Origin of the sequence: Pseudomonas sp. PDM19 (assembly GCF_014852215.1) — a bacterium.
Classification (GTDB): Bacteria; Pseudomonadota; Gammaproteobacteria; order Pseudomonadales; family Pseudomonadaceae; genus Pseudomonas.
In genome coordinates, this window is record NZ_JACVBG010000003.1 from 714,718 (window position 1) to 725,674 (window position 10,957).

Annotated in this window: 11 protein-coding genes and 1 riboswitch; of the genes, 5 read left to right on the plus strand and 6 right to left on the minus strand. The window is 67.0% G+C overall.

Annotation, left to right across the window (positions count from 1 at the left end; genetic code table 11):
• Nucleotides 1–7: 7 nt before the first annotated feature.
• From IB273_RS19250 to IB273_RS19265, 4 genes are all read right to left on the minus strand, one after another.
• Entirely contained in the window at nucleotides 8–727 is a 720-nt protein-coding gene (locus tag IB273_RS19250) for an urea amidolyase associated protein UAAP1 (protein WP_192224787.1), read from the minus strand.
• Nucleotides 699–1,544 (minus strand): ABC transporter ATP-binding protein, encoded by an 846-nt coding sequence (locus IB273_RS19255; RefSeq protein ID WP_192224788.1) that lies wholly within the window; start codon nucleotides 1,542–1,544, stop codon nucleotides 699–701. The genes IB273_RS19250 and IB273_RS19255 overlap by 29 nt, the downstream gene beginning before the upstream one ends.
• A complete protein-coding gene (locus tag IB273_RS19260) occupies nucleotides 1,541–2,356 on the minus strand; it encodes an ABC transporter permease (protein ID WP_081517601.1) in 816 nt (271 codons plus the stop codon). Before IB273_RS19260 ends, IB273_RS19255 begins: the two co-directional genes overlap by 4 nt.
• Before the next feature lie 116 nt (nucleotides 2,357–2,472).
• Complete coding sequence (locus tag IB273_RS19265; protein WP_192224789.1) at nucleotides 2,473–3,537, minus strand: putative urea ABC transporter substrate-binding protein; 1,065 nt, start codon at nucleotides 3,535–3,537, stop codon at nucleotides 2,473–2,475.
• A 57-nt stretch (nucleotides 3,538–3,594) separates the two neighbouring features.
• Nucleotides 3,595–3,693: riboswitch (guanidine-I (ykkC/yxkD leader) on the minus strand.
• 267 nt (nucleotides 3,694–3,960) lie between these two features.
• Here IB273_RS19265 and IB273_RS19270 point away from each other — a divergent pair.
• Together IB273_RS19270 and IB273_RS19275 are read left to right on the plus strand one after the other, a co-directional pair.
• Nucleotides 3,961–4,218 carry a DUF1145 domain-containing protein gene (locus tag IB273_RS19270; protein ID WP_081517603.1) on the plus strand — a complete coding sequence of 86 codons (258 nt, stop codon included), beginning with the start codon at nucleotides 3,961–3,963 and terminating at the stop codon, nucleotides 4,216–4,218.
• A 123-nt stretch (nucleotides 4,219–4,341) separates the two neighbouring features.
• The gene (locus IB273_RS19275; RefSeq protein ID WP_167523272.1) at nucleotides 4,342–4,506 is read left to right on the plus strand and encodes a hypothetical protein; all 165 of its coding nucleotides are present in this window, start codon (nucleotides 4,342–4,344) and stop codon (nucleotides 4,504–4,506) included.
• A gap of 3 nt (nucleotides 4,507–4,509) precedes the next feature.
• Here IB273_RS19275 and IB273_RS19280 read toward each other — a convergent pair whose 3' ends face one another.
• The gene (locus IB273_RS19280; protein ID WP_192224790.1) at nucleotides 4,510–5,421 is read right to left on the minus strand and encodes a LysR family transcriptional regulator; all 912 of its coding nucleotides are present in this window, start codon (nucleotides 5,419–5,421) and stop codon (nucleotides 4,510–4,512) included.
• 97 nt (nucleotides 5,422–5,518) lie between these two features.
• Between IB273_RS19280 and IB273_RS19285 the strand changes: the two genes are divergently transcribed.
• The 3 genes from IB273_RS19285 (at nucleotide 5,519) to lapD (ending at nucleotide 10,366) form a co-directional block, all read left to right on the plus strand.
• Complete coding sequence (locus IB273_RS19285) at nucleotides 5,519–7,492, plus strand: alkyl/aryl-sulfatase (RefSeq protein ID WP_192224791.1); 1,974 nt, start codon at nucleotides 5,519–5,521, stop codon at nucleotides 7,490–7,492.
• Between the two features lie 222 nt (nucleotides 7,493–7,714).
• On the plus strand, nucleotides 7,715–8,362 hold the full coding sequence (lapG, locus tag IB273_RS19290) for a cysteine protease LapG (protein WP_192224792.1): 648 nt from the start codon (nucleotides 7,715–7,717) through the stop codon (nucleotides 8,360–8,362).
• Between the two features lie 60 nt (nucleotides 8,363–8,422).
• The gene (gene lapD / locus IB273_RS19295; protein WP_081517607.1) at nucleotides 8,423–10,366 is read left to right on the plus strand and encodes a cyclic di-GMP receptor LapD; all 1,944 of its coding nucleotides are present in this window, start codon (nucleotides 8,423–8,425) and stop codon (nucleotides 10,364–10,366) included.
• A gap of 186 nt (nucleotides 10,367–10,552) precedes the next feature.
• Here lapD and IB273_RS19300 read toward each other — a convergent pair whose 3' ends face one another.
• Nucleotides 10,553–10,882, minus strand: coding sequence for a tryptophan synthase subunit beta (locus IB273_RS19300; RefSeq protein WP_081517608.1), 330 nt, complete (start codon nucleotides 10,880–10,882; stop codon nucleotides 10,553–10,555).
• Nucleotides 10,883–10,957: the final 75 nt, after the last annotated feature.

The window sequence follows — 10,957 nt, forward strand, 5'->3', positions numbered from 1 at the left end:
GCGCTCCTTACAGGTACTGGCGTTCGGTGTTGTGAAAGCCGCGGCCGTTCTCCGCGCGGGAAGTGCGGCAGAGCACGCTGATGCCGTCGGACGCGACCTGCTGCCAGGCCAGGCCGATGGGCTTGGGCGCGTACTGCGGGTTCGGGTCCAGCGGGTGTTGCAGGGCGGTGAGCACGACGAGGGTGTCCATCGGCGCGTAGAGCTCGACGTAGTCGCCGGCTTTCGAGTTGCCCTGGGCGAAGCGGAAGCAGCCATCGGCGTCGACGTCCACGCGGCTGAACAGGTTCAGGCACATCAGCAGGTCCTGCAGGCGCATGTCCCACTTGCCCATTTCCACCAGCAGGTTGTCCACGCCGTTGCGGTGGAAGCTGTTACGCAGTTCCTGGTAGCGGCCCGCGCCGTACTTCTCCTGCACCTCGGCGGCGTTCAGCACGCCGCCGAAGCTGTCGTGCCAGCCGCAGCTGTCGGCGGTGATGGCGGCCAGCACGCGGCCCATGTCCGAGTACAGGCAGTGGCCGGCGGTGAGGCGCGCGGTGTGCTGGCACTTGAGGCTGTCGGGCAGGTTCAGCCGCTCGCTTTTTTCGGCGGCATTGAACAGCAGCACGCTGGCGTTGCCGCCGCCTTCCAGGTCGGTCAGGCGCAGCAACTGGCCGCGCTTGAGCACGAAGGAGGTGTGGCCGCCGCCGGGGACGGTTTCTTCATAGAGGGTGGTGCGCAGTTCGTTCATGGCGGGCTCCTTGGTAGGCCGGCGTGATCGCGGGCTCGGCGGCCGGTTGCAGGCGCGCGGCGAGCGTGGCTGGCAGGGCGGCGCGGGCGGCCCGGCGGTCGGCGTTGAGCGGGATGTCGTAGGTGATGCGGGCGCCGTAGGCGTTGGGCGCCTGCGGGTCGTGGCGGACCTTGTCGAAGACCAGCAGGCGGGTGCCCAGGCTGAAGCCCTCGGCGAGGTCGTGGGTGACCATGAACACGGTGAGCCGGGTTTCCTGCCACAGCTCCAGCAGCAGGGCGTGCATGTCCTTGCGGATGCCCGGGTCCAGCGCGCCGAAGGGTTCGTCGAGCAGCAGCACGCGCGGCTTCATCACCAGCGCCTGGGCGATGGCCAGGCGTTGCTGCATGCCGCCGGAGAGGGCGCTCGGGTACTGCTGCAACGCATGGCCAAGGCCGACGCGCTTGAGCAACTCGGCGGCCTGTTCGCGAGCCTCGCGCTTGGTGCTGCCGAACAGCCGGCCGAGCAGCGGCGAGCGCGGCAGTTCCAGGCCAAGGGCGACGTTGTCGAGCACGGAAAGATGCGGGAACACCGAGTAGCGCTGGAACACCACGCCACGGCTGGGGTCGGGCTCTGCGGCCAGCGGCTGACCTTCGAGCAGCAACTCCCCGCGGCTGGGACGTTCCTGGCCGAGCAGCAGGCGCAGGAAGGTGGACTTGCCGCAGCCGGAGGCGCCGACCAGGGTGCAGAACTCGCCTTCCTTCACCTCGAGATTCAGGCGTTCGAGCACCACGTTGCCGTCGTACTCCTGCCAGACGTTCTTCACCTGGATGAAGCTCATGCCTTGGCTCCTTCGTACCAGGGGAAGGCGCGCCGGGTGAGCGCGCGCAGCGCCCAGTCCATCAGCCAGGCCAGCGCGGTGATCCACACCACGTAGGGCAGGATCACGTCCATGGCCAGGTAGCGGCGCACCAGGAAGATGCGGTAGCCCAGGCCGTCGGTGGAGGCGATGGCCTCGGCGGCGATGAGGAACAGCCAGGCCGAGCCGAGCATCAGGCGCAGGGAGATCAGCAGGCGCGGCAGCAGTTGCGGCAGCACCACGCGCAGGATCAGCGTCCAGGTGCTGGCGCCGAGGGTCTGCGCCTTGATCAGCAGCTCGCGGGGGATTTCCCGGGCGCGCTGTTCGATATCGCGGGCGATGCAGGGGGCGACGCCGATGACGATCAGCACCACCTTGGACAGCTCGCCGAGGCCGAAGACGATGAACAGCACCGGCAGGATCGCCAGCGGCGGGATCATCGACAGCACGGTGAGCAGGGGCGAGAGCGGCGCGCCGAACAGCGGCACGCTGCCGGCGGCGATACCCAGTACCAGGCCGAGCAGGGCGGCGATGGACAGGCCCATCCCAAGGCGTTGCAGGCTGGCGCCGGTGTCCTTCCAGAACAGCACTTCGCCGGTGCGCTTGTCTTCACTGAGGGCCAGGCGGTTCACCGCGTCGGCCATCTGCGCGGCGCTGGGCAGCAGCTTGTCGTTGGGGTTCTCCGCCAGCCGCGCCGTGGAGCCTGCGAAGTAGGCGAACAGCAGCAGGGCAAAGGGCAGCAGCACGAGGAACAGGCGGCCGCTGCGGTCGGGGGTTCGGTTGATCAGGCGCATGTTTCGTACCTGTCGATTCGTAGGGCGGATAACGCGGAGCGCGTTATCCGCCGTGGCGTCGGGACGGCGGATAACCGCAAACGGTTATTCGCCCTACGAGGGACGCGGTGGGTTGGTCAGAGCTTGCCGTCGGCCGCCATCTGCACGTAGGTCGGGTCGAAGCGCAGCTTGAGGTTCTGCGCGTCGCCGGTGGTGAGGTCGCCGGCGAAGCTCATGCCGACCGCTTCGGCGCTTTTCGCGCCCTCGCCGAGCAGGCCGTGGGCGAAGGAGAAGGCCGCGACCTTGTCCATGGTCGCCGGCAGTTTCGGGCTGGTGGCGAAGGCCAGTGCTTCCTGCGCAGTGGCAAACAATTTGGTAGTAGCGAGCTGGCTCTGGTAACCGGCGAGGTCGGTGCCCGAGGCCTTGGCCATGTGCTCCAGCGCGGCGCGGGTCTCGGCGCTTTCGCCCTGCATCAGCGCCACGGTTTCGAACCAGGCGCCGGTCAGGGCCTTGCCCAGGGCGGGGTTGTCCTTCAGGACCGTGCTGTTGACCACCATCATGTCCATGATCTCGCCGGGGACCTGGCTGGAGTTGAACACCTCGGTGGTGCCCGGCTTGGCGCGGGCCTCGGCGAGCATCGGGTTCCAGGTGGTCACGGCCTGCACGTCGTCGGTGTTGAAGGCGGCGGCGATGTCGGCGTCGGAGGTGTTCACCGTCTTCACGTCCTTCTCGCTGAGGCGGGCGTTCTCCAGGGCGCGGGCGAGCAGGTAGTGGGAGACGGACAGCTCCACCAGGTTGACGTTCATGCCCTTGAGGTCGGCCAGGGTCTTGCCTTCACCCTTGATGACGATGCCGTCGTTGCCGTTGGAAAAGTCGCTGACGATCAGCGCGGTGGAGTCGACGCCGCCGGCGGCGGGGATGGTCAGGGCGTCCATGTTGGTCATGGTGCAGCCGTCGAACTGGCCCGCGGTGTACTGGTTGATCGACTCGATGTAGTCGTTGAGCTGGGTGACCTTGATCTCGATGCCGTACTTCTTCGCCCACTTGTCGACGATGCCGTGGCTGGCCGCGTACTCCCAGGGCATCCAGCCGGCGTAGATGGTCCAGCAGAGGTTGAAGCTGTTCTTCGCGGCGGCGGAGGCTGAGAGGCTGAAGGCGGCGAGGCCGGCGGCGAACAGGGCGGTCAGAAGGGGCTTGCGCATGGAGCATCTCCAGTCGATTGGCGGGCAGGCAGGAGTCGGGCGGCACTTGTCGCTCTCGTCTCCCGGGCTTTTGTCCCGCCGTGTAACCTCGCTGGAGGTCGATGACTCTCGGACCAGTCACTCGCTGCGCGAGCCGGAACCCTAGTCATCCATTGTCAGATTGTGGTGCCGCTTTCCGAATGCTTCGGATCGATCCTGCACACTCGATACAAAGCGAGCGGCGTGCCAAGTTGGCGAAAGTGCCGGGGCAGAAGGGCTGCGCTGGATCGGGGTGGAGGTTTCGCTGCAAGCCGGAGCGTTGCGCCGCCCTCAAATGAAGCGCGACGCCGCATCCTGGTGCGCGGGGCCAGTCGAAAGGCAGGAGCGGGCGGGGCGTGCCGGGCGGCAGACTGCAGTCACCTTCACCTTGAGGAATCCATCGCCATGTCCGAGTTGCTGAGCTTCGCCAAGGGCGCGCTGACCATGTTCTGGGTCGCCGCCGTGCTCAACCTGATCTACCCGTTCGGCGAGCTGCATCGCCCGCTGTTGTGGCTCTCCGCGATCCTGTTGGTGGTACATGTGGGCGAGGTGCTGTTGCTGGCGCGCCGCCGTTCCTGGCTGGAGCAGGTGCAGGTGCTGCTGTTCGGCGTGCTCCACCTGCAGAGCCGCAAGGTTCGCCGTCTGGCCACTGTAAACGGCTGATTTACCCAAGCTTTACCTTTCGCCGCGGCACCGCCTTCTGACAGACATGTCTGATCTTGTGAGACCGGAAGAATGTACGCCCCGCACCCCGGCGGGGCGGCCGGCTCGCCTGATGGAGGCGCCATGCGTCGTTTCTTCGCTGCTGTACTGATGATCCTTCCGTTGACCGGCTGCGTGGTCTACGAGCATGACCACGACCGTGGTGGCTGGCATGACCGGCCGCACTACTATCGCCCGGCGCCGCCGCCGGCCTATTACGGTGGCCCTTACCAGGGCTGGCGCCGTTGAGCCTCATGACGCGGCGTTGAACGCCGCGTCTTCCTCCAGCAACAACTCGACGAACTGGCTGGCCGCAGGCGACAGGCTGCGGCTGGCGTGGCGTACCAGGGCATAGGCGGAGCCGCGTCCTGCCACGTCGCCGCTGCTGGGCCAGGGCAGCACCGCCAGGCTGCCGGCCTGCACATCTGCGGCCACCACATCCCAGGTAGCCAGGCAGAGCACGTCGCTGCCTTTCACCAGCTCCTTGAGCATCAGCACGTCATCGCATTGCACGCTCAGCGGCTGCTCGCGGCCGAGGGTGCGAGCCAGCCCTTCGTGGGCGTCGCGCGGCAGGCGCGGGCCGGCCAGCGGGTAGTCGAGCACACGCTCCACCGACGGCACGCTGCCGAGCAGCGGATGCCCCGGCCGGCAGAACAGCACGCCCCGGTGTACCCGCAGCGGCAGGATGTCGAGGCGGTTGTCGCCTTCCAGTTCGCGGTAGTCGGCGATGAACAGCTCCAGTTCGTCGTCCAGCAGGCGCTGGTGCAGCTCGCTCCAGTTCTCGATGGACAGCAGCACCGACACCTTCGGGTGCGCACTGCTATAGCGCGCGAGCACCTGCGGCATCAGCCGCGCGCCGGGGAAAGGGCCGGCGCCCAGGCGCAGCTCGCCGGTCTCCAGGTCAGCCAGTTGCAGCACGGCATTCTTCAGCGCACGGTCACCGGCCAGCAGGCGGCGGGCATGTTCGAGCACCAGCCGGCCATGGGCGGTGAGGGTGACGCCGCGCGGGTTGCGGTCCACGAGCCGGCAGCTCAGCTGGCCTTCCAGCGCCTGGATGCTCCGCGACAGGGCGGGTTGACTAAGATTCACCGCATCGGCGGCGCGGGCGAAGTGACCGTGCTCGGCGAGGGCGACGAAGTGGCGTAGCTGGCGGAGATCGCTCATGCGCTTCCTGCATTGATTGTTAAGTTGGAATGCATTGGAATTATTAGCGCGACGGCCGGCATAGTGCGAGCACAACAACAAATTCCGGAGCCTTCCGATGTCCCGTCTTTCCGCTGCCGTGCTGCTCGCCAGCCTCTGCCCCGGCCTGCTGGTCGCCGCCGAACAGCCCAAGCCCCCGACTTCCTTCACCCAGGCCTCGCAGGAGCAGGTGCGCCAGTCGCTGCCGTTCAGTGACCGTGCCGATTTCGACCGGGTGGAGAAGGGCCTGATCAAGCGCCCCGAGAACCTCGTGATCAAGAACGAGGACGGCACGGTGGCCTGGCAACTGGGCGGCTACGACTTCCTCAAGGCCGCCAGGGACGTCGCCAGCGTCAACCCGAGCCTGATGCGCCAGGCCCAGCTGAACCTCAGCTACGGCCTGTTCAAGGTCACCGACGGCATCTACCAGGTGCGCGGTTTCGACCTCGCCAACACCACCTTCATCGAAGGCAAGACCGGCTGGATCGTCATCGACACCCTGACCACCCCGGCGACTTCCAGGGCCGCCTACGCCCTGGTGAGCCAGGAGCTGGGGCAGAAGCCGATCCGCGCGGTCATCTACAGCCATGCCCACATCGACCACTTCGGCGGCGTGAAGGGCCTGGTCAGCCAGGAGCAGGTGGACAAGGGCGAGGTGCAGATCATCGCGCCCAAGGGCTTCATGGAAGCGGCGATCAAGGAGAACGTGCTGGCCGGCAACGCCATGCTGCGCCGAGCCACCTACCAGTACGGCACCATGCTGCCGCAGGGCCCGGAAGGCCACGTCGACATGGCCATCGGCAAGGCCGTCGCCAAGGGCCCGATGAGCATCATCGCGCCGACCAAGACCGTCGATGGCTCGCTGGTGGAGATGGAGATCGACGGCGTGCCTGTGACCTTCCAGAACACCCCGGGCACCGAATCGCCGGCGGAGATGAACGTCTGGCTGCCGCAGCAGAAGGCGCTGCTGATGGCCGAGAACGTCACCGCCACCCTGCACAACCTCTACACCCTGCGCGGCGCCGAGACCCGCGACCCGCTGGGCTGGAGCAAGTACATCAACGAGGCGCTGCACCGGTTCGGCGACAAGGCCGAGGTGATGTTCGCCGTGCACAACTGGCCGCGCTGGGGGCACGAGGACATCGTCCGCACCCTGGAGAAGCAGCGTGACATGTACGGCTACCTGAACGACCAGACGCTGCACCTGGCCAACAACGGAGTGACCATCAACCAGATCCACGAGCGCCTGAAAGTGCCGCCGGAGCTGGCCAACGAGTGGTTCAACCGTGGCTACCACGGCAGCGTCAGCCACAACGTGCGCGCGGTGGTGAACAAGTACCTGGGCTACTACGACAGCAACCCGGCGACGCTGAACCCGCTGGCGCCGGAGGAGTCGGCAGTGAAGTACGTCGAGTTCATGGGCGGCGCCGATCACCTGCTGCAGATGGCCAGGGAGTCCTTCGACAAGGGCGAGTACCGCTGGGTGGTGGAGGTGGTCAACAAGCTGGTCTTCGCCGACCCGACCAACCAGGCCGCGCGCAACCTGCAGGCCGACGCCCTGGAGCAGCTCGGCTACCAGGCGGAAAACGCCGGCTGGCGCAACAGCTACCTGACCGCCGCACAGGAGCTGCGCAATGGCGTGCCGCGTGACATGCCGACCATGAAATCGGGCAGCCCCGATGCGCTGGCGGCGATGGACACCGGCCTGCTGTTCGACTACCTCGGCGTGCGCCTGAATGCCGAGAAGGCCGAGGGCGAGGACTTCGCCATCAACCTGGTGCTGCCGGACAAGAACGAGCAGTACCTGCTGGAGCTGAAGAACTCGCACCTGAACAACATCAAGGGCGTGCAGAGCGAGAACGCCGGACAGACCGTGACCATCGACCGTGCCGACCTCAATCGCCTGATGCTCAAGGAAGTCTCGCCGGTGCGTCTGGTGTTCGAGGGCAAGCTCAAGAGCTCGGGCAACCCGCTGCTGCTGGCCAAGCTGTTCGGCATGCTGGAAGACTTCAACTTCTGGTTCGACGTCGTCACCCCGCCGCAGAAGAGCTGATTCTTTCCCCATCTACGCGGTCGGTTCCCCGCCAGGCCGCGTCTCCCCTGGATGGCACAATGCGATGATTGCATTGTGCCATTGTTTTTTTCGCGGCCAGTCTGCACCATGCGACCCCTGCGCCGGCAGCTGGTTGCCGGCGCTCGCAGTCGAGTAGTCGCGATCGTGCTCAACCGTTGTTCCAGGGTGTTGCGTCGTTGCTGGCCGGGGCCGTTGGCCCTGATGCTGGCGGCTTCGCTCGGCGTCCTGGCGGGGGCGCAGCAGGCCGAATGGGACTTCCAGCTGATCAGCCAGCAATCCACGCGCCTCTACGGGCCGCTGGGTCAAGGCCAGGTGCGCATCGACGCTTGGCAGAAGCTGCTCGCGCAGCAGGCCACGGCGAGTGAGCGCGACCAGTTGCAGGCGGTCAATCGATTCTTCAACGACCAGCTGCGCTTCACCGATGACCTGAGCCTCTGGCACGAAGTGGACTACTGGGCCACGCCGGTGGAGGCCTTGCTCAAGGGCGCCGGCGATTGCGAGGATTTCGCCATCGCCAAGTACATCAGCCTGCGACACCTGGGCGTGCCGGCACAGAAGCTGCGCATTACCTACGTCAAGGCGCTGCGCCTGAACCAGGCGCACATGGTGCTCACGTACTACCCACGGCCCGATGCCGTGCCGCTGGTGCTGGACAACCTGATCGGCAGCATCCTGCCGGCCAGCCAGCGCAGCGACCTGCAGCCGGTCTACGCGTTCAACGGCGAGGGCCTGTGGCTCGCCGGCAATGGCGCGGGTGGCGGCAAGCAGGTCGGCGACAGCAAGCGGCTGTCGCGCTGGCAGGACCTGCTGAAGAAGATGAAGGCCGAAGGCTTCCCTCTGGATGAGTAGCCACGGAACGAATAGCTGCACCGACACGAATAGCTCCCGCGGGGGGAGCCTGGAGACACGATGTCCCTGTTCAAACAGTTGTTGATCGCCATCTGCCTGTTCCTGGTGGTCGCCTTCAGCGGCAGCTTCATGGTCGGCCTGGAAAGCTCGCGCGAGCAGTACGGCAACCAGCTGCGCTCCCACGCCCAGGACGCGGCCACCGCGCTGGGACTGTCGTTGACGCCGAACATCGACGACCCGGCGATGGTCGAGTTGATGGTCAGCTCGATCTTCGACAGCGGCTACTACGAGAGCATCCGGGTGATCGACCTGGCCACCGGCAAGGTGATGGTGGAGCGCACCGGGGTCCCCGACGCGGTGGCCGCCAAGGTGCCGCAGTGGTTCATCTCTCTGATCGACCTGCATTCGGCCGGCGGCGACGCCATCGTCAGCCGCGGCTGGACCCAGGCCGCGCGGGTCGAGGTGCTCAGCCACCCGATGTTCGCCATCGCCAAGCTCTGGCAGAGCACCCTGGGCAGCCTGCTCTGGCTGGTGCTGTGCGGCATCGCCAGCGCCGTGCTCGGCGCCATCCTGCTGCGTCGCCAGCTCAGGCCGCTGGACTACATGGTGGCGCAGTCCCACGCCATCGCCCGCCGCGAATTCCTCAGCCTGCCGGAACTGCCGCGCACCCCCGAACTGCGCCGCGTGGTGCAGGCCATGAACCAGATGGTGGAGAAGCTCAAGGCGCTGTTCCAGGAGCAGGCCCAGCGCAGCGAACGCCTGCGCGACGAGGCCTACCAGGACAGCCTGACCGGGCTGGGCAACCGACGCTTCTTCGACATGCAATTGAATAACCGCCTGAGCGCCGAGGACCAGGTCAGCAGCGGCGTGCTGCTGGTGCTGCGGGTCAACGACCTCGCCGGGCTGAACCAGCGCCTGGGCGGCCAGCGCGTCGACCAGTTGCTCAAGGCGGTGGCTGACCAGCTGCGTCTGTCCGGGCAGGGCCTGGGCGCCGGCCTGACCCTGGCGCGCAGCCGTGGCGGCGAGTTCGTGATGCTGGCGCCGGGGCTGATGCCCGAGGACGCGCCAGCCCTGGCGATGCGCCTGGAAGGCATGCTCGCCGCACTGGCCACCACCGGCGCCAGCGATGTGAGCCCCGTGGCTTGCCTGGGGCTGGTGCCCTTCGTTTCCGGCGAGTCGGCGCAGGCGCTGTTGCAGCGCGCGGACGAGGCGCTGGTGCAGGCCGAGCGACAGAACGACAGCTGCTGGGCCTTCCTCCAGGGCGGCGCCAAGCCGGTCGCCGAGGAGCGCCACAGCTGGCACCAGCTGCTGGACGAGGCGCTGATGCACAAGCGCTTCCAGCTGCATTTCCAGGCGGTGGTGTCCTGCGCCGACCCGCAGGTGGTGCTGCATTACAAGGTGCTCTCGCGCCTGCCGGACGGGCAGGGCGGCAGCATCGCCGCCGGGCGCTTCCTGCCCTGGCTGGACCGCTTCGGCTGGACCGCGCGGCTGGACCTGCTGATGCTCGAAAGCGTGCTGGCCGACATGGCCAAACACAACCGCCCGCTGGCGCTGAACCTGTCCGCTGCGCTGCTGCGGGATGAATGGGCGACCACCCGCGTGTTCGACCTGCTGCGCCAGCACCCGCAATTCGCCGGGCGCCTGACCCTGGAGCTGGAAGAAGACCAGTTGCCGGCGCAACCGGTGCTGGAAGCGCTGACCCGCCGCCTCGGCGAGCTGGGCTATCGCCTGAGCCTGCAGCACTTCGGCGGGCGCTTCAGCATGATCGGCAACCTGGCGCGGCTGGGGCTGGCGTACCTCAAGGTCGATGGCAGCCACATCCGCCACATCGACCAGGAGAACGACAAGCGCCTGTTCATCGAGGCGATGCAGCGCGCGGCGCACAGCATCGACCTGCCGCTGATCGCCGAGCGAGTGGAGACGGCGGGGGAGTTCCGGGTGCTGAAGGAGATGGGTATCCAGGGCGTGCAGGGGCAGCTGTTCGGTGGGCCGGCGCCGTGGTGATGCGTCTGTAACGTTGTAGGAGCGGGCCATGCCCGCGATCCGTCGGCAGGGACGACGTGTGCCTTGGTTCCAGGGCCGTAGGGCGCATAACGCGCCAGCGTTATCCGCCGTCGTGGCATCGGCGGATAACCCGTTCCGGGTTATGCGCCCTACAGGGGAACATTTGCCGGAAAAGAAAAACGGGGCTCAGATCAGCCCCGTTTCCTCGTCGTCGTTGATCAGCCGGGTCAGCCCGCCCAGCGCTTCACGGGCCTGCGTCCGGTTGAGCAACTTGGAACGCGCCGCCGGCGGCAGGTCGGTGATGCGGATCACCCCTTTGGTGATCAGCACCGAGATCAAGTCTTCCAGTACCCGGATCATGTCCAGGTCGCTCTGCTTGAGCTGCAGCAGGCTGCTCTCGGCCGCCCAGGCCTGGATGTCCGGGTGGTCCGCCGGCAGGGTGCCGGTCATTCCGTCGAACTCGGCGTCCTCGACGCGCGAGATTCTCCCCTCGGCGTTGCGCTGGATGTACAGCATCGACCGTCCCCATTTCTCGTGATGTGAAGGAACGACAGCGGAGCCACCCCGAAGGGTAGCCCCGCTGTCGTCGTG

What these genes read in the sequence shown, in the direction of transcription:
- IB273_RS19275 (WP_167523272.1), top strand. Translation starts at nt 4,342, where the DNA reads ATGCGTCGTTTCTTCGCTGCTGTACTGATGATCCTTCCGTTGACCGGC.
- IB273_RS19250 (WP_192224787.1), bottom strand. Translation starts at nt 727, where the DNA reads ATGAACGAACTGCGCACCACCCTCTATGAAGAAACCGTCCCCGGCGGC.
- IB273_RS19265 (WP_192224789.1), bottom strand. Translation starts at nt 3,537, where the DNA reads ATGCGCAAGCCCCTTCTGACCGCCCTGTTCGCCGCCGGCCTCGCCGCC.
- IB273_RS19300 (WP_081517608.1), bottom strand. Translation starts at nt 10,882, where the DNA reads ATGCTGTACATCCAGCGCAACGCCGAGGGGAGAATCTCGCGCGTCGAG.
- IB273_RS19270 (WP_081517603.1), top strand. Translation starts at nt 3,961, where the DNA reads ATGTCCGAGTTGCTGAGCTTCGCCAAGGGCGCGCTGACCATGTTCTGG.
- IB273_RS19280 (WP_192224790.1), bottom strand. Translation starts at nt 5,421, where the DNA reads ATGAGCGATCTCCGCCAGCTACGCCACTTCGTCGCCCTCGCCGAGCAC.
- IB273_RS19255 (WP_192224788.1), bottom strand. Translation starts at nt 1,544, where the DNA reads ATGAGCTTCATCCAGGTGAAGAACGTCTGGCAGGAGTACGACGGCAAC.
- IB273_RS19285 (WP_192224791.1), top strand. Translation starts at nt 5,519, where the DNA reads ATGTCCCGTCTTTCCGCTGCCGTGCTGCTCGCCAGCCTCTGCCCCGGC.
- IB273_RS19260 (WP_081517601.1), bottom strand. Translation starts at nt 2,356, where the DNA reads ATGCGCCTGATCAACCGAACCCCCGACCGCAGCGGCCGCCTGTTCCTC.
- lapG (WP_192224792.1), top strand. Translation starts at nt 7,715, where the DNA reads ATGCTGGCGGCTTCGCTCGGCGTCCTGGCGGGGGCGCAGCAGGCCGAA.
- lapD (WP_081517607.1), top strand. Translation starts at nt 8,423, where the DNA reads ATGTCCCTGTTCAAACAGTTGTTGATCGCCATCTGCCTGTTCCTGGTG.